Genomic DNA, 22,071 nt, shown 5'->3' with positions numbered 1-22,071 from the left:
TATACTTATAAATCATGTACCAACACATAGGCGACTCTAACAGGACCATGAACGCCGACGATGAGGTTCATCTCGATGTCGGCCGAGTTCGAGGGACCAGAGATGAAATTGACACCGTTCGGGGAATGGAGACCGTCTCGGTCGAGTGTGGCAAGTTGTTGTGCCGTTTGCGTCATACGTGGAACAAGGACAGATTTCGGGATGATTGCAATATGGTCTTGCGGTAACAGACTGATTGTCCGTGATCTACCAGGCTTCGCATATTGGACGATTGTCGCACTTTCCGCAAATGCCGCATCCGCAATCGTGATGCCAATGTCCGCTCGAATGGCCAGCTCTCGACTCGCTTCGGGTTGTGACGAATCCCACCAATCAAACGTCTCACTTGTTGCAGGTGCCCAAGCGGAAATTCGCTCATCGTTTTCTGCGAGAATCCGTGCGCCATGATAGCGTTCAATCAAGAGGCGAAGCGTATCATCAAGCTTCGCAGATTCACATTCCACCAAATCGGTATGGATTCGGGTCGCGACCATGCGGAACGTCTCGAGCAGCTCTTCTTCACTCGCGCCTTTCAACACCTCATCTTGCGGACGATGTGTATATTCCCGTTTTGGCGGCGTGAGCTTGACCTCACGACCGAGTTGCTTGGCGATTCGTTGTAGAAAGTCCTCACGGTTTGTGATTGTACCAGGATTCATCAGGCATTCCCCCGTTTCTTGAACCAATCTCGGACGGTCTGTTTGTTCGGCTGCGGCAAGTCTTTCGAGTCCGTCCAAGCCGGTAGCCCTTTCTCAATCTGACCCGAGGTGGCGAACGGTGATGTCGCAAACGGTGCGACATGTTCCGCTGCTTCGAATAAGAATGGACTCGAAGCCGTGACGGCAAATCCTTTCATCGCAATCCGCTCCACGAAAGGTGATTGCTTTTTCTCCTCTACGATGACGCGTCGATGTTCAATCAACAGCTCATGCAGCGGAATCTTTACAGGACACGCCTCCGTACAGGCGCCACAGAGACTCGACGCATAGGGGAGTTCTTTATAGTTCTCGTATCCGTCAAGAAGCGGAGCCAAGACGGCACCAATCGGACCTGGATAGATTGACCCGTACGCGTGACCACCGATATGGCGATAGACGGGACAGACGTTGATACAGGCCGCGCAGCGGATGCATTGCAACACCGATTGGAACTGTGTCCCGAGAATACCAGAACGCTTGTTGTCGACGATGACAAGATGGAACTCTTCTGGTCCATCGACTTCACCGACCGCGCGCGTCCCGGCGAATGTCGTGATGTATGACGTGAGTCGCTGACCGACCGCGCTTCGACAAAGCATGTTGACGAGCACCTCGAACTCTTCATAAGACGGGACGACGCGTTCCATGCCCATGACAGAGATAACCGTATCAGGAAGCGACGTCACCATGCGTCCGTTCCCTTCATTGGTCACAAGCCCGACGGCTCCACTCTCTGCGATGGCGAAATTGCAGCCGGTGATGCCGACTTCTGCCTTCAAAAAGTCTTTGCGCAGTTCTTGACGCGCATAACGACCGAGTTCAGTCGGATCGTTTGAACCGGTATAGCCGTGAGTAGTGAACGTCTCATGGACAGCGTCGCGGTCTTTGTGCAGAGCCGGGGCGACAATGTGAGACGGTGGGTCTTCGTCGAGTTGCAAAATCCATTCACCGAGATCGGACTCGACGACGGTACATCCTTCTTCCTGAAGTGCTTCGTTCAAGCCGATTTCTTCCGTGACCATCGATTTCGATTTCACGACATGTTTGGCTTGCTTCGACCGAACGACTTCCCGGATGTAGCGGTTCGCTTCTTCCGGTGTCTCCGCGAAAAAGACGCTTCCACCACGTTTTGAGACATTCTCGCTCAATTGATATAAGTAATAATCCAGATGTTCCAGCACATGTTGACGAATTTCTTCCGAATGGTCGCGAAACGATTCCCAGTCCCCGAGTTCACCTGCAGCATTTAACCGGCCATCCCGTAGACGGTTTTGAGCCGAACTGACGGCCTGCCGCATGAACGCATCTTCGATTCCATCTTTTCGTCGATCTTGAAACTTCTCATCCAATCGAATCCCCATGCTCATGCTTGCTTCACTCCTTCGTTCAAGACTTCGGCAATATGCATCACTTTAATCGGATGTCCCTGTTTATGAAGACGTCCGCCGATGTTCATCAGACATGACGCATCCGCTCCGATCAACACCTCTGCGCCTGACTGTAAGATGGAATCGACTTTTTCATCTACCATTTGTACCGACACGTCTGGCATCTTGACGGAGAACGTCCCGCCGAACCCACAACAGTTATGTACGTTCGCGAGGGGAACCATCGTCAGTCCATCGACGTTTCCGAGCAACTTACCGGGAGCCGCTTCGATTCCGAGGAGGCGAGTCATATGACAAGACGCGTGATAGGTCGCTTTGGCGGGAAACTTGGCACCGACATCTGTGACTTCGAGCACATCGACGATGAACTGCGTCAGTTCGAACGTTTTGGCGGCATGCGCTTCAGCGCGAGGACCCCATACTGGATCATCTTGGAACAAATGAGGGTAGTCGCGCATCATCATGACACACGACCCCGATGGTCCGACGATATATTCTGCATCTGCTTGTTCAAACGTTTCAATCATGTGCTTGGCAACCTTTTTAGTCTCCTCATGATAGCCGCTGTTGTAGGCAGGCTGCCCACAGCATGTCTGCTCAAAGGGGAACGTCACCTCGCACCCTAAATGTTCGAGTAGTTCGACTGTCGCTTGTCCGACGGATGGAAACAACGTATCAGATAAACAAGTGACGAATAAAGCTACATTCGGCATAGCCATTCCTTCTTTCTTCTGATGATAGCGATTTCAACGTCATTATTTCATAAAGCGTAGGAAAGTAAAAAAAAAATGGGGAGAAAAACTGATTTATTTGTAAAATCCTGTCTAATTGATAACGTATCTCACTGAACAGATATTCATCTCTTTTCTGATATAAAACAGCTAAGGAGAACGTATAACAGAAAAAGATCCTCGACACATGACGAGGATCTTCTGTCTAACTTATAGGAAGAACATTTCCAAGATGAAGAGTGCGCCGAACAAGTAGATGAGCGGGTGAACCGTCTCTTTGTTCATCGCTTTGAAGATCGGGTACAAGATGAACCCGAAGGCTATGCCGCGTTCGATGCTTCCTGACAAAGGCATGATCAAAATCGTCATGAAAGCCGGGAAGTATTCGCTGAAGTCGCTCCAGTCGATGTACCGGACGTTCGTCAACATGAGTGCCCCGACGATGATGAGTGCAGGAGCTGTGATTGCCGCTACGCCAGAGATGGCGCCGATAAGTGGGCTGAAGAAGAGTGTCAATCCGAACAATCCGGCGACGACGGCCGTTGTGAGCCCCGTACGTCCACCTTGCGCGACACCGGCAGCAGACTCGATGTATGCCGTAGACGGGCTTGTTCCGACGAGTGATCCACCCATTGTGGCAAGTGAATCGGCAAAGAGTGCACGGTGACCATTCTCAATTGTTCCATCCTCTTTTAAGAGACCTGCCTGTTTTCCGACACCGACAAGCGTACCTGTCGTATCAAAAAGCGTGACGAGGAAGAACGAGAGGACAGCACCGAACAAACCGTATTGAATGACATCACTAAATGCCGTCACGGGGTTGACCATGAGTCCCTCGGGAAGCGTCGGCATCGCCGTGACACCATCGATTTTTAAGATGTCCATGAAGTATGCTGCGATCCCAGTGAGTACCATCCCGATGAGTAAAGAACCGGGTACGTTTCGTGAAAAGAGAAGTGCCGAGACGATCAAACCACCGAGTACAAGTAGTACTTCTGGAGAAGACACGTCACCGAGACGCACCAAGTTTGCTTCATCAGCAACGATCAAACCTGATAGTTTTAATCCGAGTGAAGCGATGAAAAGACCGATTCCGGTCGTGATGGCATGCTTCAACGAAGTCGGAATCGCTTGAATCAACTTCGTCCGAATTGGAGAGAGCGACAAGATTAAAAAGAAGACGGACGAGACGAAGACGACGCCGAGTGCGGCGGACGGGGCAATCTGTTCTTGAGCGACGAGCGTGTAAGCGAAGAATGCGTTGAGCCCCATTCCTGGCGCCACGGCGATTGGTAAGTTCGCATAAAACGCCATCAAGCCTGTCCCGATGAGGATGGCAATGATTGTCGCTGTGAATGCTTGTGCGAACGGAATCCCTGCGTCGGATAGAATCGCTGGGTTGACGACAGAGATGTACGCCATCGTCACGAACGTTGTGATCCCAGCAGTCACTTCCTGTTTAACATTCGTTCCATGTTGTTTAAATTGAAAAATATTCATCGATAAAACTCCTTATTTCGGTCTATTTCCGAACATTAATTGAGAAAAATGCTTAAATTAACGTTATCAACTTGATGACTATACAAAAATGTTTGATTCCCGTCAATTGTTTTGAGTAAAAAACATGAAAAATGAAAGTTGAAGACAAATAATGTTCGGAAATAAATTTTTTTAAAAAAGATTCTTGCTCTGAAACGCGTTTCAGAAGATACGGTATAGACAAAGGGAGGGGAACCGATATGAAACCGACAACGTGGAAGACATGGTGCAGTGGAATCGTATACGAGCTCGTCATCAATCAGTTGTATACACCGTTTGGAAAAATGTTGTGTACCCGTTTCCAGGAAGAGTTTCTTCATTTACCGTTAGAGGAGCGCTTCCGTCTCGTTCAAGCGATTCGTTGTCAAGTCGTCGAAAGAGGTGACAGTCAGCAAGCAGAGTGGGTACACTATATGCAAAGACTGACAAGTTGAGGTGGTCGAATGGCAAACATTCGAGATATCGCGAAGCACGCTGACGTATCGGTGACGACGGTCTCGCGTGTGTTGAACGAGCATCCGTACGTATCGAAGGAAAAACGGACCCGTGTCCATGCGGCGATGAAAGAACTCGGGTATTTGCGAAATCAACAGGCGTTGACGTTGTCGACGGGGAAAACACAACGTGTCGTCGTCATCTTACCTTATATGGATCACCCGTATTACGGTCTCTTCGTCAATGGACTCGCCAAGGCGGCGCTCGAGCACGATTACCGGCTCGTCATGTGGCAGACGGAGTATAAGCTGAGTGAGGAACGACAAGCACTCGATTTATTGAAACATCGCGAAGTCGATGGGGCGATCGTCTTATCGCATGAAATGTCCTTTAAGGAAATGGAGACGTATCGTGCGTACGGGCCAATCGCTGTGGCGACCGTCGGCGCACCGGAGACGATCTCATCGATCCATGTCGACCATTACGCGTCGTTCGTATCAGGTATTCATGTGCTACAGGAGCATGGATATGAAGAGATTGGTATCATCTTGTCAAGAAGCCATAGTCCGAGTTCCCTTGCGCGTCAGCAAGCCTATTTCGATGAAGTAGCGCATGCGCGTGAGCAATGGATTTGGACCGGCTATTTGACGAGTGAGGACGGTATTCGGCTAGCTGAAACGTTCCTCTCTCAAAAAGAGCGTCCTCGAGCGCTCTTTTTCTCGTCTGATTATGTCGCCCTCGGATTTTTAGGAGAGATGCAACGGCGAGACATCAAGATTCCTCAGGAAGTCGCCATGCTAGGCTTTGACGGACATCCGATCGGTCATGCATTCGGACTGTCGACGATGCTCTCACCGAATGAAGAAATCGGGCGACGCTTATTTGAAACGACGCTCGCTGAAATGAATGGTGCGCAACCGGAAACGCATGGCATGACGGTGAGCTATCAAGTTGGCACGACACTTTAGGCAACTTCCTCGCTCGACTCTTTTGAAACGTTTAGAATGAAAGGAGTAGTCGAGAGGAGGAGATGTTATGAAGATTCAAGTAACAGAAGAAGCGCTCCAATGGTTTAAAGAAGAAATGGAAGTCGAAGCAGGCCAAACGGTTCGTTTGTTTGCCAAATACGGAGGTTCGACAGACTTGACGCACGGTTTTTCTGTCGGGGTCATCACAGAAGACGTGAACAATGCGGCTGTTGAGACCGAAGAAGACGGCATTCGTTTTGTCGTGGCGGAACAAGATGAGTGGTTGTTCCAAGGACAAGACGTGAAAGTCGAACTTCGCGGAGAAGAAATCGTCTTCGTGCAGGCCTGACGTTTCAGTTTGTTTACGTTTGATGAAATGTCGTTTGACGAAATCGAGCTAGGGGAACAGATTACGACAAGTCGGATTTTCGAAAGGATGACACCATATGTCAGACAAAGAAAAGCGTGAACAAGAAGAAAAAGAAAAGTTGAAGCGAGATCAGCCGGACATCTCCCATGAAGAAGATTCAAAAGGAGATCATTCTGACCTCGAAGAGACAGATGAAGATGAACAAGCATAAGAGCCGAGACACGGCTCTTTTTGTTTGTTTTTTGAAAGAAATGCCGTGGGCGTTATAATGGATAAGGGAAAACTATTTAGTGAGGAGAATGAGACATGAGTACAGTACTAGTCTTTGGACATAAAAATCCAGATACCGACACAATCACGTCAGCGCTCGCTTATGCCGAGTTGAAAAAGAAATTAGGGATGGACGCAGAGGCGGTTCGTCTCGGTGAAGTGAACGGTGAAACACAATATGCGCTCGATCACTTCCGTGTGAAAGCACCACGCTTGATTGAAAGTGTGAAAGGTGAGGCGGAAGAAGTCATCTTGGTCGACCATAACGAGTTCCAGCAAAGTGCGGATGGCATTGAAGATGTGCGAATCCTTGAAGTCATCGACCACCACCGTATCGCAAACTTCCAAACGGCAGACCCGCTCTACTATCGTGCGGAGCCAGTCGGGTGTACGGCAACGATTTTGTTGAAGTTGTATAAAGAGCATGGTGTCGAAATTGCTGCGGATATGGCCGGCTTGATGCTGTCAGCCATCATCTCGGATTCGCTTCTCTTCAAATCACCGACATGCACAGATGAAGACATCAAAGCAGCGAAAGAACTTGCGGAGATCGCTGGCGTCGATGCGGAAGTATACGGACTTGAGATGCTCAAAGCCGGTGCGGACCTTAGCCAAAAAACGATTGAAGAGCTCATCTCACTCGATGCGAAAGAATTCGCGATGGGCGACTATCGTGTCGAAATCGCACAAGTGAACACGGTCGATGCGAACGATGTCTTGAACCGGAAAGCGGAAGTTGAAGCCGCAATCGCCAAAACGGTTGCAGCGAAAAACTTGGACTTGTTCGTATTCGCCATCACGAACATTTTGACGAACGATTCGGAAGCCGTCGTTGTCGGACCAAAACCAGAACTCTTCGAACAAGCGTTCAACGTGACGCTTCAAAACGGATTGGCGACACTTCCTGGCGTCGTCTCACGTAAGAAGCAAATCGTGCCATTCTTAACGGAAGCGGCAACAAAATAAAAACTCGAAGCCGTGGCCTCGAGCGGAACTGCAGACGTATGCTCGTCTGCAGTTTTTATTTAAAAAAAGACCGGACAATGAAGTCCAATCTTAGGATGATTTTGTTTGTCGTCCGTATGTTCCGAGACGCCATAGTTTCTCAAACGGTCCGTAACGGTGATTCTTTAGCCACCACATCGAGAAGAACGACTGCGCAATCAAAATGGCGATGCTGAGGAATAGACCTTCGGTTAAGGAAAGCGCACCGTACGCCCCGAGTGCGATCACTGGCAAGACAATGATCAACGTATGTGTCAAATAGTTCGTGAGTGCCATTCGTCCGAGCGCTTGAAGCGGGGCGAACGTGCGACCTTTTCGAACGGCGATGGTGAACAGGCAGATGTACGTTGTGGCGAGTAGTTTTCCGGAGACGAGAACGGCCGCAGAGTTCGTCGCCGAATATTCGGCACCGCTACCGTAGTGATGCCAAATAATGACTGCGAAGAACGGTAGGGCGGTTACCGTACAGATGATAGCTGTCTGCGTCAGTCCTTGGATGCTCCAAGTGAGGAGTTTCCGTTCCCGTCCGATATAAAGGCCGAACAAGAACAGACTTAGAATTTCAACCCCGACAAAAAATGAGTTTTGGAACATGTCAAAAATCTCTTCATCTAGGCGATAGTCGAACCATGGGCCGAATCCAGAATTGAAGACGGCCGGGAAAGGATCCCCATTAAACCTAAATCCGAGCGACAATTCTAAGTACATGGATGACACATAGAACAGTAAAAAGCTCCCAATCAATAAACTCCATGCCCACGTCAAAATCGCACGGTTACTCAATCCGTAAAAGAGAGGAAGCAATAAGCCCCACATGGCATACGTATGGAGGATATCCCCTGACCAAATCGCCAGGTGTGCCAGACCGAACAAGAAGAGAATCAAAATCCGGCGTATGTAACGACTGACCGATTCGCCTCGGGCGTATGAGCGCTCGAGGAAAATCGAAAAGCCGATCCCAAATAGGAGGGAGAAAATCGTATAAAACTTCGTTTGCACGAACAAGTCGAAGAGGGTGCGAACGAACAGGTCACTCCCGTAATAGTCGGGACGACCGGACATCCAGTCGCTCCCGAGCATACTCGGGATATTGACGAGGAAAATGCCGCAGAGGGCAAACCCTCGGATAATGTCATACAAGATAATCCGTTCATTCGTTTGAATTGGGCCAGCCATACGACACGTCCTTTACTGAATTAAAATACTTTCGTCGTCCACGACTCACAGTTCCAGACATCTGTGACGATATCCTCATAGAATTCTGGTTCGTGACTGATGAGGAGGACACTTCCTTTGTACTCTTTCAACGCACGCTTCAACTCTTCCTTCGCGTCGACGTCCAAGTGGTTCGTCGGCTCATCGAGTAAGAGCAAGTTCGTTTCGTTGTTTAAGAGTTTACAAAGACGTACTTTCGCCTTTTCCCCACCACTGAGGACAGAGATTTTACTTTCAATGTGCTTCGTCATGAGACCGCATTTCGCGAGCATCGCGCGCACCTGTTGTTGGTTGAGTGACGGGAACTCACTCCAAATCTCTTCGATACACGTGTTGTTGCTTGATGCTGCTTCCTGTTCGAAGTACCCCATTTCGAGGAACTCACCGCGTTCGACTGTCCCTTCAAGAGGGTTGATCAAGCCGAGTAAACTCTTCAAGAGAGTCGTCTTCCCGATTCCGTTCGCTCCGACGAGGGCAATCTTTTGACCGCGCTCCATCTGAAGGTCGAGCGGACGTGAGAGTGGCTCATCGTATCCGATGACGAGACCTTTCGCATCAAAGATGAGTCGTCCTGACGTACGAGCCTGTAAGAAGCGGAATTCTGGCTTCGGACGTTCCGCACTCAATTCGATGACATCCATCTTATCGAGCTTCTTCTGACGTGACATCGCCATGTTTCGTGTCGACACACGCGCCTTATTACGGGCGACGAAGTCTTTCAAGTCGGCAATCTCGGCCTGTTGACGCTTGTAGGCGGCTTCAAGCTGTGAGCGTTTCATCTCGTACACTTCCATGAACTTGTCATAATCTCCGACGTAGCGGTTCAACTCTTGGTTCTCCATATGATAGACCAAGTTGATGACGCTATTTAAGAACGGGATATCGTGCGAGATCAAGATGAAGGCATTGTCGTAGTTTTGAAGATAGCGTTTCAACCATTCGATGTGCACTTCGTCCAAATAGTTGGTCGGCTCATCGAGGAGTAAGATATCTGGCTTCTCGAGAAGCAATTTTGCAAGCAATACTTTCGTACGCTGTCCACCTGACAAGTCCGTGACGTCACGGTCGAGACCGACGTCTAAAATACCGAGACCGCGTGCCACTTCTTCTACTTTCGCATCAATGATATAAAAGTCGTTCGAATCGAGCGTCTCTTGAAGCTCACCGACCTCCGCGAGCATATCTTCCATCTGTTCCGGTGTCGCGTCACCCATCTCCATGTAGAGTTCGCCGATGCGCGTCTCCATGTCAATCAAGTATTGGAAAGCACCTTTCAAGACGTCCCGAATCGTCATTCCACGCTCGAGTACCGCGTGTTGGTCGAGGTAACCGACACGGACATTTTTTGCCCATTCGTTTTTCCCTTCATCCGGTTGCAGTTTGCGTGTGATGATGTTCATGAACGTCGATTTTCCTTCACCGTTCGCTCCGACGAGACCGATATGCTCTCCTTTTAAGAGGCGGAAAGAGACATCGTTCAAAATAGCGCGGTCACCAAAGCCGTGGCTCAAGTTTTGTACCGTTAATATACTCATAATTCGTTTTCGTTCCTTTCAAAGTAAACTACCCGATATTGTAGCATGAATTGAATCAAATTAGTACGCCAGTCCGACCGACTCTCGTACGTGTTCCTGTTCTTCAATCGTATGAAGCATGAACTGGGCGACGTCTGCCCGTGAGATGTGCTTCCCGTTCTCTGGCACTTCATCGATGGCCGTGCGATATGTCGAGGTGCGAGGACCGTCCGTCAATTGCATCGGTCGTACAATCGTATAATCGAATGACGAATTTCGCCATAAGTCCACGGCTGCCCGATGATCACGGAGCGGTTTCCGGAGCATGAACGTAATGGCTTTCCCCGCAAGGCCCGGAATCTCATTGTCAATCCCCGCTGAAGCGAGATAAATGATACGTGAAACATTGTTTGCCTTCATCGCAGGGACGAGCTTGTCCGTGACACTCGCTAAAAAGTCTGGGTCGCTCAAATCCGTTCCGAGACAACTGACGACCGCATCGTGACCATGCATCGCTTCCGTCAATGCGTCGACATCATATAAGTCGCCTTCAATGATTTCGAGTTGTGGCGTCCGGATCAACTTTTTCTGTTCACGGACGAACGCGGTGACATCATGACCGTGCTCGATGGCTTGATCGATGAATTGATGTCCGGTCCGACCGGTTGCGCCTAATACGAATAACTTCATAAGGGCAGGGCTCCTCTCTCATATCCAATATCTACAGTATACAGCAGTTTAAAAAAAATCGAACATTTCACCGTTTGATTCCAACCTATTGCATTTCTCGTCAGCTCGTCTACAATAAGGTCTATCTTATATAAATAGATTCGCACTCGTATATCAGCGGAAATATGGTCCGCAAGTCTCTACCGAACTACCGTAAATGGTTCGACTACGGGTGGCGCTTGTCGTATGCTATCGTTGATTTCCATGCGGTTCGTTGCCTCCCGATGAGGGGTGACGAATCGCATTTTTTATTGGAGGGTAAACAATGAAGCAGTTAGAAGACAAAATCCGTGAAGAAGGTCGGGCCCTTTCCGACCAAGTGTTGAAAGTCGACGCTTTCTTGAATCATCAGGTCGACCCGGTACTCATGAAAGGCATCGGCAAAGAATTCGCAGAACGTTTCAAAGACGCTCAAATAGACCGCATCGTCACACTCGAATCGAGTGGGATTGCGCCGGCGATGATGACGGCGCTTGAGATGGGCATCCCGTTCGTATTCGCGCGTAAACGAAAATCGCTGACACTCCAAGACGACCTCGTGGAAGCGGACGTTTATTCGTTCACAAAACAAGAGACGAACCGCATCAGCTTGAGCCGACGCTTCGTCTTACCAGGCGAACGTGTTCTTGTCATCGATGACTTCCTCGCGAATGGGGAAGCGGCACTCGGACTGACACAACTCGTGGAAGCGGCAGGTGCAGAGGTCGCGGGCGTTGGGATTGTCATCGAAAAGTCATTCCAACCAGGGCGCGATAAATTGATCGAGCGTGGCTATCGCGTCGAATCGTTGGCACGCATTGCGAAATTAGAGAAAGACCATATCTCGTTCGTGGAGGTCGTTCGATGAATACGTTCAAGACAGCTAGTCTAGGATTCCAGCATCTACTTGCGATGTACACGGGAGCGGCAATCGTCCCACTCATCGTCGGTGGTGCCATCGGGCTTGGTCCAACCGAGCTCGCCTATCTCGTCGCAATTGATTTATTCATGTGTGGGGTGGCGACGCTACTACAAGTATGGACGACACGCTTCACTGGTGTCGGATTGCCGGTAGTCCTCGGATGTACGTTCACTGCGGTCGGTCCGATGATCGCCATCGGAAGCGCGAACGGGATCACTGCCATTTATGGCGCGTTGATTGCGAGCGGGCTCATTGTCATCCTCATTTCTGGATTTGTCGGGAAACTCGCGCGCTTCTTCCCGCCGGTCGTGCTCGGTTCGGTCGTGACGATCATCGGTCTCTCGCTGATTCCGGTCGCCGTCAATGACATCGGTGGCGGGATGCCCGGTGAACCAGGGTTCGCATCGATGCAGAATCTCGGATTAGGTGGTTTAACGATTCTACTCATTCTCGTCTTGAACCGTGTCGGGACCGTCTTCACGCGTGCTGCTGCCGTCCTCTTTGCCGTATTGGTTGGAACAGGGGTAGCCGCTTCGCTCGGTCTCGTCGATTTCAGTCCTGTTCGTGAAGCAGGATGGTTCCAAATGGTCCAGCCGTTCTACTTCGGGATGCCGACATTCGACCTGTCTGCCATCCTCGTCATGACGCTCGTCGCCATCATCTCGATGGTTGAATCGACAGGGGTGTTCTTGGCGCTCAGCGATATCACGAAACAACCAATCGGTGCGAAAGAATTGACGAAAGGGTATCGTGCGGAAGGCGTCGCAACGATTCTTGGAGGGATTTTCAACAGTTTCCCGTACACGACGTTCAGTCAAAACGTTGGACTCGTTCAATTGTCAGGTGTGAAATCGCGTCGCGTCATCTTTTGGACAGGCGGATTGCTCATCTTGCTCGGATTCCTCCCGAAAGTCGCTACGTTCACGACATTGATTCCGAAGCCTGTGCTTGGGGGAGCGATGCTCGTCATGTTCGGAACGGTCGCTGCTTCTGGCATTCGTATCCTCAGTCAAGTCGACTTTTCGAAAAACGAGAACTTGATTACCATTGCGCTCTCAATCGGTGTTGGGCTCGGTATTACCGCCAATCCAGCCATCGTCGCAAACATGCCGGAGTGGCTGCAGTTGTTCACGGACAGTGCTATCGTGGCAGGCTCATTCACGGCGCTCGCATTGAACGGATTTTTCCGTATGATGGACCGATTCCGTCCCGGGACAATCATTGCCGAGGAACGGCAAGTCAGCTAGACTGAAGGAAATAGTAGTCTAGGAGGAGTCACGAATGGGGAAAACTGCACTTGTTGTAGGCGCGACTGGCTTGATTGGCCGCGAATTGGTTGAACAGTTGTTAGAGAGTGACCGTTATGATGCGGTCTGGATCGTTGTCCGTCGCTCGAAGCGTTGGAGTCATCCGAAGTTACATGAGGTCGTCGGGTTCGAGGAGATGGATTCATCCCTTCCACAGATCGACGACGTGTACTGTGCGCTCGGCACAACGATTGCAGTCGCCGGCTCGCAAGAAGCGTTCAAACAAGTTGATTTAGAATTACCACTTGAAGTCGCCCGTGTCGCTAAGGCACATGGTGCGACGCGCTATGCGGTCGTATCGGCACAAGGCGCATCATTGCGTTCGACGTTCTTTTACAACCGTGTGAAAGGGGAGCTTGAGAACGCGTTACGTATTTTCAACTTCCATCACTTGATTATCGCGCGTCCTTCTCTGTTACTCGGAGAGCGTGATTCATTCCGCTTCGGGGAGAAAGCGGCCGAGGTCATCAGTCGACCGTTCCAGTCAATCTTGCTTGAGAAGACACCGGAAGTCGCACCGATTCAAGCGCTGCATGTCGCTCGTGCCTTGATTATGGCGTCTGAAGAAGGCGAAGGAATCGAAGTGTTGACGTCAGGGATGATGCAGAGGATGAGCCGATGAATCCATTAACAAAAAAGCGAACCAAAGCAGTCATGATTGACAGTGTCATTGCAGGTCTTGTCAGCGTGGGCGTAGAACAGCTCGTGCGAAAGAAAGTAAAGAGCGAGTTTGTGCATGCGGTCATCACACCGACACTACTGACATATGCCATGGAAGCCTGGCAAATGAGTCGAGGTGGACAAACAATCGGTTATAAACTGATGGGACTTGAATTGAAAAACGATGACGAAACGCCTGTCACGGCAAAACAAGCGCTACAACGCGCCCTGCATCGTGATACTTCGTCAGTCGTTCGTTATTGGAAAGACCGTGCGCATTTCGAACAAGAAGAAGGCGCTGTTTTACCGCACGATGCCCGTTACCATATGCATGTACGTGAAAAGAACTGACCGATATGGCCAGTTCTTTTTTCAATCCTTGATTTTACTTAAGATGGCAGTTGTTAAGGCGACAATCGTCCCGAGGACGAGTCCGTTAGAGAAGACGGTCGCAAGAAGCGGTGGTAACTCATTCATTGATCCGGGTGGCAGAAGCATCGCCCCGGCACCGATGACGAGCGGGAGTCCGACCGTGAGAGATGCCGTGGACTGCTTCAATTCAAAGGCCGCCTCATTGATTCCGATGATGATCATCGTTGCAATGAGTGGTGTCACGATTGCATAACCGACAGCGGCCGGGATGCTCGCAATCAACGAGACGAATGGACCGATGAGTGCTAACGACATCATGAGGGCGTGGGCAATCAAATGCGGGGTACGCTGGACGCTCTCCGTCGAAGAGAGAAAACCAGCTGTCCCGGAGATGGCGACAGGACCCGGTGTACCGAACAGACCGGCCACGATTTGACTGACGCCACTGGCGACACCCGATGCGGGAACGTTCCCTTTGATTTCTCGTTTTTCGCGAGAACTGACGATGCGCTCAATCAACTTGATGTTCGCAAGGACGTTCGTCATGAGAAGCAAGGTGATGACGAAAGCCGTTGGCAACAAGTTCCAATCCCATACCCAATTTCCGAACGGAAGAAGTTCCGGTACGAGGAAGAAAGATTCTGAACGAACGATTGGATTTCCAAGGTCGAGTAAATGGAATAAGCCGAACCCGACGAATAGTGTCATGACGAGCCCATATTGTTTAAAGCGACTTTGCTCGAGCGTGAGTGCGAACAAGACGAGACCTGCCGTCGCCACTGCCTGAACGACGTTGATTCCGTCTTCCGTCACCCCAAAGCCACCTTTAATGACGGCCCCTGATAATTGAAGGACGAGCAAAATCATATAGACGCCGAGCACTTGCGGTGTAAACAGGGCGAGCATGCGTCTTAAGATACCAGTGACGGTCAACAACACACCAAGGATTCCACTAAAAAACAGCATGAATCCGAGTGCTTGCAAGGTCTCTTGCTGACTTCCGTATAGAGCGGGACCGATGGAGGCGTATAAAGTGAAGACACCCCACCAAATGCCGGCAGGTCCTTCGAGTATCGGGAGGCGATGGCCGAGCAACGTTTGGATGATGCTGAAGAGTGCGAAGATGAAGAGTGAGCGGGAGATGAAGGTCATCGTCTCATCTGGCGACAGTTCAAACAAGGCGGCGATGGAGAGTGGTGGTACAATATTTGTAGCTAAAATAAAAATAAACCACTGAATCGTCGTGGTTACATTACTTCTGGTCATGGTGTCCCCCTGATCATGCTTTTTCTTATTATTGTAACGTTATGATGAAGTGGATGCAAACGGAGGCTATATAATGAAGAAATTCTTCAAGTGGGCCGCACTCTCAATCGTAGGATTGCTTGTTGTCGCGGTAGCAGGCTTTTTGATTTGGACGCAGTTCACGTACGGACCAACCGATGAAGCGACACAGTATGCGGAAGAGGGGAAAGTGGTCGACAACCGTCTCGAGTTCGGAGATACGACGAGCGAGATCGGCATCATTCTTTATCCAGGAGCAAAAGTGGAGAAAGAGGCGTATGCGTATTACGGAACACGTTTAGCCGAGGAAGGGTATTTCGTCGCCATTCCGTCGCTTCGTCTCAACTTAGGCATTTTAGATATCGACGCAGCCGATCCAATCATCGAAGCACATCCCGAGATTGAACGTTGGGTCGTGGCCGGTCATTCACTCGGAGGTTCGGCGGCATCGGGTTACGCGCTTGAGCATCAAGAGGCGGTGGAAGGTGTCATTTTCCTCGCATCATATCCGATCAGCTCGATGGTCGATAGTGACTTGCGCGTGCTATCTATCTCGGGTGAGTTGGATGGATTAGCTGTCCCAGAAGACATCGAGGCGAGTCGAAGCGACCTTCCTGACGATAGTCAATTCGTACAAATCGAAGGCGGGAATCATGCAAATTTCGGAATGTATGGTCCTCAAAAAGGCGATCAGGAAAGTCCGCTCACATCGAAAGAACAACTCGACGAAGTCCTATCCGCGATTCTCGAATGGTTATAAAAAACGTGCGCACCTGCATCGAGGTGCGCACGTTTTTAACGTTGGTCGAGCGAATAACTGACTGCGGTCAACCCGGCTGTGACGAGGGCGACCAAGCCGCCTACGAGCGCGAGCATCATGATAGGGCTTGTCGCATAGACGACACCACCGAGAGCGGAACCGAGTCCGATTCCGACGTTACTCGCCACGGGCATGAGTGACGAGGCGAGACCTTTGGCGTTCGGATTAAATTTCTCCGCCAAGTCGATCAAATAAATCTGTGTCGACGTCGTCAATAAAATCGCCATGAACGACATGAGGGCGATATTGAAGAGACCGAGCGTCATATTCGACGTCGTCATGAACAACGCGGCCAAGACGAACGCTTGGACGAGAAAGACGAATCGTAAGCGTCCGATCGGATTGTGACTGGCGATCTTTCCAGCAGCAATATTACTGAAGATCGAGATGAATCCGTAGGCGAATAAAATCGGACTGACCCAAGCGACCGGTACACCGAGTACATCTTTTAAAATCGGTACGAGATACGTATATACGACATACGTCGCCCCAAAACCGAACGCCGGAATCAAGAAGGCAATCAAGATGCGCGGATTCGTCAGGAGTGCCATTTGTTCACGGAGTGATGCTTTTTCTTGAGACAATTGATTCGGCAAGACACGATAAATGGCAACCCAGGCGACTGCACCGAGTGCGGTCGTTAACCAAAATGTGGATTCCCAGCCTGCTTGTTGTCCGATGAATGTTCCGATTGGAACACCGAACACGTTGGCCATTGTAAAGCCACCAAAAATAAAGGATACGGCTACCCCTCGTTTTGCCGGAGGGACGCTTTCGCTAGCGACGAGCATAGCAAGCGAGATCAACACACCTGTGACGACGGCCGTCAACATGCGTAAGGCGAGTAACCACTCATACATGGGAGCGAGACTGCTCAACAAGTTCAATAAGGTGAAGAGAATCGTCAAACCGAGCATCAATTTGCGTTTTGGAAGATGGCTCGTCAAGGACATCGTGATTGGCGTACCGACGGCAAAGCTGATGGCGAATGCCGATACGAGACTTCCAGCCGTTGCGATGGAAATGGATAGACCGCTTGCGATATCAGGCAAAATGCCGACAATGACAAATTCACTCGTTCCGAGAACGAAGGTTAATAAGGATAGGGATAAAACTAAAGTCCAGTCGCTTCGACTGAGCGAGCTTGTCTTCATGTTCAAACACTTCTTTCTATTTCATTCATTAGTAGTTAGACATCAGTCTTTTATCACGTTACAAGATTTTTCCAAAAAAATTAACCCTTTTCTCCCAAGTCGGAAGAAAAAGGTGCATCAACGCCAAAACACTGTGGCTTCGACACCGGCGTGGTCGGAGACGACAGGTCCGTTTTCGCCGTCGAAGACGACGGCATGACGGGAGACGTGAATGGGTGCATTCGTCAACATCAAGTCGATGCGTAGCGATTTCTTGTTTTCATCCCATCCAGCGATTTTCCCTTGGACGGTCGCATCGCCTTCGCGTTCCGTTGCGAGATGGAACAAGTCTTGAAGCCCACTATCCATCAAATAATCGTATCCTTCGCCTCGAATGAAAGCATCGTTGTTGAAATCACCGAGTAGGAGTGCATGGTCGTCATGCTCCACGCGACGCAGGAGCTCGTCGAGTTGATGCTTCACTGGCTCCTCTTCGTCATGCCACCATCCGAGGTGACACGAGTAGACGGTCGTCGGCGTTTCAGGACCTTCAATCACGGCTTTGACGATTTTACGGGACTTGTAATTGTCAGGGTCCGTCGTCTTGGATACGAAGAATGATTCGGTCGATAGAAACGGTGTCCGTGACAAGATGGCGACGCCTTCCTCGTAAATGTCATATCCGTAATGGGCAAAGTCCCATATCATGTGATAGTGAAGATCTAACTCTTTCAGGCGCTCGACGAGGACGTGTGCGAAGTTGTTCTCACGGATGTTCCCATAGATGAGGGGGGCCTCTTTATGTTGATTGACTTCTTGGAGCGCGATGAAGTCATACTCTTCGCTTGCGATACGTTCGACAATCGCATCGATTTTCTCTTGTTGACGGTCTTCTAACCAGGCATGACAATTGAGCGTTAAAATATTCACGATAGTCCTCCTTTAGAAAAAGGCCAACTCTCGAGCGAGTTGGCCAGTAGATTATGCACCGATGACGTCTTGAATGTCTGATTTCAATACGTCGGCTTTCGGGCCATAGATGGCTTGGACTCCACGGTCTTTCACGATAAGACCCATAGCGCCATTTTTCTTCCATTCTTTTTCGTCAGAGACGAGTGTAACGTCTTTAACGGTCACACGAAGACGAGTCATACATGCGTCGACATCCTCAATGTTTTCTTCCCCACCGAGAAGTGCAATAATCCCCATGACTTGTTCGTTACCTGTAACGGATGATTTTTCTGTCTTTTTTTCCATGTAGTTCCCGTTACGTCCTGGCGTCGGTAGGTTCATCTTCTTAATGAAGAAGTTGAAGACACCGAAGTTGAGGAAGAAGAACACGACAGCGACGAGCACGAAGTTGATCAAGTCTTGAAGAAGTCCTGCTTTGACAATCATCGGAATGCGCGTCAAGAGTTCGATTGCACCGAAGGCGTGTACTCGTAAGTCGATGATATCTGCCAATGCGAAGGCAGCACCGGCCATGAGTGCGTAAACGACATAAAGAACTGGTGCGACGAACATAAACATGAATTCGATCGGTTCTGTGACACCTGTCAAGAAGACAGCGAGTCCGGCTGATAAGAACATCGGCTTGTATTGTGCCTTCTTATCCGCGTCGACGTTGCGGTACATCGCATACGCGGCACCAATCAATGCAGCGAATGACAAGATGACTTGGCCGACTTTGAAGCGTGCTGGAACGACATCAGCGAGAAGCGCGTTGTATGCGGCCGTATCACCAGCAGCACGCAAGTTGACGAGGTCCGTCACCCATGCCAACCAGAGTGGGTCTTGACCGGCAACGACCGATCCAGCTGTCGCACCTGTTAAAATCGTATACGTTCCACCGAGCTCTGTGTAGTTCATTGGTACTGTGAGCATGTGGTGTAAACCGAACGGCAAGAGGAGACGTTCGAGCGCACCGTAGATGAACGGTGCGAGGACAGGCGCCGTGTTACGTGATGTGGCAATCCATTCACCAAAGCTGTTGAGTGCACCTTGGATGGTTGGCCATAGAATCGATAGAACGATGGCAGCAACGACTGAACCAAGGATAACGACGAATGGTACGAAGCGCTTCCCGTTGAAGAACGAGAGAGCGTTCGGCAACTTGTTGAAGTTGTAGAAACGGTTATATAGTGCACCACCGAGGAAACCGGCGATAATCCCGACGAACACACCCATGTTGAGGGCAGGTGAGCCGAGTACAGATGTGAAGTAATCAGCGACGACAAGGTTCGCACCGAAGAGTGACTCGATTGTCGCTTCCGGATCTTGAAGCATGGCACCGTTGACACCGAAGATGGCACCTGTGACACGGTTGATCAAGATGAAGGCGAGAAGTGCTGCGAATGCACCGCCTGCACGATCTTTTGCCCACGAACCACCAATCGCGACTGCGAAGAGGATATGTAAGTTGACGATGATGCCCCAACCTAAATCTTCAATGATACGAGCTGTTGTTAATAAGATACCGACATCTCCGGCTGACATTCCAATCAATTTTCCGATGGAAATCATCAAACCGGCAGCCGGCATGACGGCGATGACGACCATCAAGGCCTTACCGAGTTTCTGCCAGAAATCGAATGAGATCAATTGTTTCATGCTATACGCTTCCTTCCTGTGAGGGAGTTTTATCTATTTTTGTGTTTGCCAATAGTGCAATCGCTTGCATAAATGATTGTAATCGATTGCATAAATTCATGCAACCGTTTTCGCTATTTTCATTTGTTTTCATTTCCGAAGTGAGAATAGCAGATGTGAGGCGAACTTGTCAGTCGAATCGAATCTAGATACAATATGATAGGTTGAAGGGAGCGAGAAAGATGGGTTGGAGACAGACGACATCTGCTTTGACGAAAGAAGAGCAGATTGAATTAAAAGAAGAGTTGTTGCAGAAGGGTGTATTGCAGGAAGACGATCTTCCTCTATATGAGATGCTCATGCCAGATCGCATCAAACGGATGTATGAAGTATTGAATACACGAACGAACCATATCACGATTTTGACGGAAGGTGTGGACGATCCGCATAACCAATCTGCCGTATTGCGTTCGGCCGATGCGTTCGGGGTGCAGACGCTGCACGTCGTCGAAGGGCGTGCGAAGTTCAAACCAAACTCGATTATCGCCAAGAGTGCCGACCGCTGGGTGGACGTCGTCGAGCATGGCTCCATTGAAGAGGCGATTGACGCTTTAAAAGAAGACGGTTATCAAGTATATGCGACGGCATTGAGTGAGGAAGCAATTCCGCTCGAAGAAGTGGATGTGTCGAAGCCGACAGTTCTTTTATTCGGGAATGAACATAGTGGTGTGTCGGAAGCGGCATTGAAGAAGGCGGATGGAAACTTTGTCATTCCGATGCAAGGATACGTTCAGAGTTTGAACATCTCCGTGGCGGCGGCAATTTCCTTGTACGATGTCACGACACGGTCGCGACATATCGTGACGGAGGGCTATGAACTGCCTGTCGAGGATCAGGCACGTATTTTTAAAGACTGGATGGTCAAGAGTTTGCCGAAACGTACGCTCGGACTTTATAAACAAAAAGGTGTCACGGCTTTTGAACGGGAGACAGGAAATTCAGAATGAACGGCGAAATGAACAGACGTACGGAATCTTTGTCCAGAAACTGAAAGGGGATGGCACGATGAGTACGACGAGTTCATTTATCGTAAAAGATGTGACAAACAACTTTAAGGATTTTGAAGAGGACTTTTTCCGACTGTATCGCACGTTATATGGCGACCTCGATCAGTTGCGTTTTAAAGAGCGTTTATATCGGCACGCCAATCCGCTAGTGTTACTGGCTTTCTCGGAAGAGGAACTGGTCGGCTTTAAAATTGGCTATGAGGCGGAGCCTTATCGATTTTACAGCTGGGCGGGCGGCGTACATCCGGACTTCCAAAAGCATGGCATCGGTCGCAAGCTGATGGATACGCAACTCGAATGGGTCGAAGCGCAAGGGTTCCATTCGATTCGGACGAAAGCACGCAATACGAACAAAGGGGTCATCATTTTGAACCTCCTTTGCGGATATGACATCATGGGCGCCTACACAGAAGATGGCGAGCCACGCATCATGATGGAGAAACAACTGAACAGTTGAATCGATGCCGCGGTCGTGTGATCGCGGTTTTTTTGTTGAAACCTATTTTAATATGTGAGCATACAAAAAAAAAAAGGGGGAGTTTGAAATGATAGTATTTGGATTTGGCGGGGATCCGTTCGATAGCTCGATAGGGGACTCATTCTTTAGCGGACTATTTGGTGTGTTTCCAATCATTTTCATGGTTGTGTTCGGTCTGATTATATTTGGATTTATCAAATCGGGAGTGAGCTACTCTAAAACATCAAATACATTGAAGGACTTACAACACTTCGCCTCACAGCTTGCAGATGATCCAGCCGACGAGACGGCCGAGCGATTGGCAGACTATTTACGTGGCGTCGATTCCTTCTCGATTGAACGGACACGCATGGAACCGTTTCGTGTCGCGCTCGGATGCTACCAATTGGTGATGGAGTCGAGCACTGTTCGCGAAGAGACAAAAGAGCGGGTCGGTCGTCAATATAAGCGTCTCGGGATTTTGGACGGAGAAAAATTTGCTGATGAGGCACCTCCACGTCGACGTTCTTCTTCATCGAGTCATCATGATATCCATCACAATCACCATGACCATATGTAA

General features: G+C 49.7%; 24 protein-coding genes and 1 riboswitch. Of the genes, 13 read left to right on the top strand and 11 right to left on the bottom strand.

Features of this window, described 5'->3' with window-relative positions:
* Nucleotides 1-5: 5 nt before the first annotated feature.
* The 4 genes from BBB58_RS01240 to BBB58_RS01225 all read right to left on the bottom strand — a co-directional run bounded on the left by BBB58_RS01240 (nucleotide 6) and on the right by BBB58_RS01225 (nucleotide 4,350).
* Complete coding sequence (locus BBB58_RS01240; protein WP_074034997.1) at nucleotides 6-698, bottom strand: LutC/YkgG family protein; 693 nt, start codon at nucleotides 696-698, stop codon at nucleotides 6-8.
* Complete coding sequence (locus BBB58_RS01235; RefSeq protein WP_074037851.1) at nucleotides 698-2,098, bottom strand: LutB/LldF family L-lactate oxidation iron-sulfur protein; 1,401 nt, start codon at nucleotides 2,096-2,098, stop codon at nucleotides 698-700. The genes BBB58_RS01240 and BBB58_RS01235 overlap by 1 nt, the downstream gene beginning before the upstream one ends.
* 2 nt (nucleotides 2,099-2,100) lie before the next feature.
* Nucleotides 2,101-2,838 (bottom strand): (Fe-S)-binding protein, encoded by a 738-nt coding sequence (locus tag BBB58_RS01230; RefSeq protein WP_074034994.1) that lies wholly within the window; start codon nucleotides 2,836-2,838, stop codon nucleotides 2,101-2,103.
* A 228-nt stretch (nucleotides 2,839-3,066) separates the two neighbouring features.
* Nucleotides 3,067-4,350: an NCS2 family permease gene (locus tag BBB58_RS01225; protein ID WP_074037850.1), complete on the bottom strand. Its 1,284-nt coding sequence runs from the start codon at nucleotides 4,348-4,350 to the stop codon at nucleotides 3,067-3,069.
* Nucleotides 4,351-4,595: 245 nt separating this feature from the next.
* Between BBB58_RS01225 and BBB58_RS01220 the strand changes: the two genes are divergently transcribed.
* From BBB58_RS01220 to BBB58_RS01205, 5 genes are all read left to right on the top strand, one after another.
* A complete protein-coding gene (locus tag BBB58_RS01220) occupies nucleotides 4,596-4,829 on the top strand; it encodes a hypothetical protein (RefSeq protein ID WP_015880447.1) in 234 nt (77 codons plus the stop codon).
* 9 nt (nucleotides 4,830-4,838) lie between these two features.
* Entirely contained in the window at nucleotides 4,839-5,798 is a 960-nt protein-coding gene (locus tag BBB58_RS01215; RefSeq protein ID WP_074034992.1) for a LacI family DNA-binding transcriptional regulator, read from the top strand.
* Between the two features lie 67 nt (nucleotides 5,799-5,865).
* On the top strand, nucleotides 5,866-6,147 hold the full coding sequence (locus tag BBB58_RS01210) for a HesB/YadR/YfhF family protein (RefSeq protein WP_074034990.1): 282 nt from the start codon (nucleotides 5,866-5,868) through the stop codon (nucleotides 6,145-6,147).
* A gap of 97 nt (nucleotides 6,148-6,244) precedes the next feature.
* Nucleotides 6,245-6,379 carry a hypothetical protein gene (locus tag BBB58_RS15540; protein WP_015880450.1) on the top strand — a complete coding sequence of 45 codons (135 nt, stop codon included), beginning with the start codon at nucleotides 6,245-6,247 and terminating at the stop codon, nucleotides 6,377-6,379.
* 95 nt (nucleotides 6,380-6,474) lie between these two features.
* Nucleotides 6,475-7,404, top strand: a complete 930-nt coding sequence (locus tag BBB58_RS01205; RefSeq protein ID WP_074034988.1) for a manganese-dependent inorganic pyrophosphatase — start codon at nucleotides 6,475-6,477, stop codon at nucleotides 7,402-7,404.
* Nucleotides 7,405-7,494: 90 nt separating this feature from the next.
* On the opposite strand, the gene BBB58_RS01200 is transcribed toward BBB58_RS01205, so the two are convergent.
* From BBB58_RS01200 to BBB58_RS01190, 3 genes are read right to left on the bottom strand one after another with little or no spacing between them, the layout of a single operon-like run.
* On the bottom strand, nucleotides 7,495-8,619 hold the full coding sequence (locus BBB58_RS01200; RefSeq protein WP_074034986.1) for a DUF418 domain-containing protein: 1,125 nt from the start codon (nucleotides 8,617-8,619) through the stop codon (nucleotides 7,495-7,497).
* A 20-nt stretch (nucleotides 8,620-8,639) separates the two neighbouring features.
* Complete coding sequence (locus tag BBB58_RS01195; protein ID WP_074034984.1) at nucleotides 8,640-10,193, bottom strand: ABC-F family ATP-binding cassette domain-containing protein; 1,554 nt, start codon at nucleotides 10,191-10,193, stop codon at nucleotides 8,640-8,642.
* A 60-nt stretch (nucleotides 10,194-10,253) separates the two neighbouring features.
* The gene (locus tag BBB58_RS01190) at nucleotides 10,254-10,862 is read right to left on the bottom strand and encodes an NAD(P)-dependent oxidoreductase (RefSeq protein WP_074034983.1); all 609 of its coding nucleotides are present in this window, start codon (nucleotides 10,860-10,862) and stop codon (nucleotides 10,254-10,256) included.
* A gap of 126 nt (nucleotides 10,863-10,988) precedes the next feature.
* Nucleotides 10,989-11,090: riboswitch (purine riboswitch) on the top strand.
* Between the two features lie 76 nt (nucleotides 11,091-11,166).
* Here BBB58_RS01190 and BBB58_RS01185 point away from each other — a divergent pair.
* The 4 genes from BBB58_RS01185 to BBB58_RS01170 are packed head-to-tail and all read left to right on the top strand — an operon-like array spanning nucleotide 11,167 to nucleotide 14,120.
* Nucleotides 11,167-11,748, top strand: coding sequence for a xanthine phosphoribosyltransferase (locus BBB58_RS01185; protein WP_074034982.1), 582 nt, complete (start codon nucleotides 11,167-11,169; stop codon nucleotides 11,746-11,748).
* The gene (locus BBB58_RS01180) at nucleotides 11,745-13,049 is read left to right on the top strand and encodes a nucleobase:cation symporter-2 family protein (protein WP_074034981.1); all 1,305 of its coding nucleotides are present in this window, start codon (nucleotides 11,745-11,747) and stop codon (nucleotides 13,047-13,049) included. Before BBB58_RS01185 ends, BBB58_RS01180 begins: the two co-directional genes overlap by 4 nt.
* Before the next feature lie 34 nt (nucleotides 13,050-13,083).
* Nucleotides 13,084-13,731 carry an NAD(P)H-binding protein gene (locus BBB58_RS01175; RefSeq protein ID WP_074034980.1) on the top strand — a complete coding sequence of 216 codons (648 nt, stop codon included), beginning with the start codon at nucleotides 13,084-13,086 and terminating at the stop codon, nucleotides 13,729-13,731.
* Nucleotides 13,728-14,120 (top strand): RDD family protein, encoded by a 393-nt coding sequence (locus BBB58_RS01170; protein WP_074034978.1) that lies wholly within the window; start codon nucleotides 13,728-13,730, stop codon nucleotides 14,118-14,120. Before BBB58_RS01175 ends, BBB58_RS01170 begins: the two co-directional genes overlap by 4 nt.
* Before the next feature lie 21 nt (nucleotides 14,121-14,141).
* Here the strand turns inward: BBB58_RS01170 and BBB58_RS01165 are convergent, their stop codons facing one another.
* Nucleotides 14,142-15,407, bottom strand: a complete 1,266-nt coding sequence (locus tag BBB58_RS01165) for a purine/pyrimidine permease (RefSeq protein ID WP_074034977.1) — start codon at nucleotides 15,405-15,407, stop codon at nucleotides 14,142-14,144.
* Nucleotides 15,408-15,480: 73 nt separating this feature from the next.
* On the opposite strand from BBB58_RS01165, the gene BBB58_RS01160 reads away from it, so the two are divergent.
* Nucleotides 15,481-16,185 (top strand): alpha/beta hydrolase, encoded by a 705-nt coding sequence (locus tag BBB58_RS01160; protein WP_074034976.1) that lies wholly within the window; start codon nucleotides 15,481-15,483, stop codon nucleotides 16,183-16,185.
* A 35-nt stretch (nucleotides 16,186-16,220) separates the two neighbouring features.
* Here the strand turns inward: BBB58_RS01160 and BBB58_RS01155 are convergent, their stop codons facing one another.
* From BBB58_RS01155 to BBB58_RS01145, 3 genes are all read right to left on the bottom strand, one after another.
* On the bottom strand, nucleotides 16,221-17,399 hold the full coding sequence (locus BBB58_RS01155; protein WP_074034975.1) for an MFS transporter: 1,179 nt from the start codon (nucleotides 17,397-17,399) through the stop codon (nucleotides 16,221-16,223).
* A 117-nt stretch (nucleotides 17,400-17,516) separates the two neighbouring features.
* A complete protein-coding gene (locus BBB58_RS01150) occupies nucleotides 17,517-18,308 on the bottom strand; it encodes an endonuclease/exonuclease/phosphatase family protein (protein WP_074034973.1) in 792 nt (263 codons plus the stop codon).
* Nucleotides 18,309-18,359: 51 nt separating this feature from the next.
* Nucleotides 18,360-19,988 carry a PTS transporter subunit IIBC gene (locus tag BBB58_RS01145; protein ID WP_074034972.1) on the bottom strand — a complete coding sequence of 543 codons (1,629 nt, stop codon included), beginning with the start codon at nucleotides 19,986-19,988 and terminating at the stop codon, nucleotides 18,360-18,362.
* Between the two features lie 221 nt (nucleotides 19,989-20,209).
* Here BBB58_RS01145 and BBB58_RS01140 point away from each other — a divergent pair, with 221 nt between their 5' ends.
* The 3 genes from BBB58_RS01140 (at nucleotide 20,210) to BBB58_RS01130 (ending at nucleotide 22,071) form a co-directional block, all read left to right on the top strand.
* Nucleotides 20,210-20,974 (top strand): TrmH family RNA methyltransferase, encoded by a 765-nt coding sequence (locus BBB58_RS01140; RefSeq protein ID WP_074034971.1) that lies wholly within the window; start codon nucleotides 20,210-20,212, stop codon nucleotides 20,972-20,974.
* Entirely contained in the window at nucleotides 20,946-21,491 is a 546-nt protein-coding gene (locus tag BBB58_RS01135; RefSeq protein WP_074034970.1) for a GNAT family N-acetyltransferase, read from the top strand. The genes BBB58_RS01140 and BBB58_RS01135 overlap by 29 nt, the downstream gene beginning before the upstream one ends.
* Before the next feature lie 88 nt (nucleotides 21,492-21,579).
* Nucleotides 21,580-22,071: a TenA family protein gene (locus BBB58_RS01130; protein WP_074034968.1), complete on the top strand. Its 492-nt coding sequence runs from the start codon at nucleotides 21,580-21,582 to the stop codon at nucleotides 22,069-22,071.

The sequence above is a fragment of the Exiguobacterium profundum genome, assembly GCF_001909285.1.
GTDB lineage: Bacteria > Bacillota > Bacilli > Exiguobacteriales > Exiguobacteriaceae > Exiguobacterium > Exiguobacterium profundum.
Note: the sequence above shows the minus strand (reverse complement) of the source record. Positions and strands in the feature narration are given on the sequence as shown.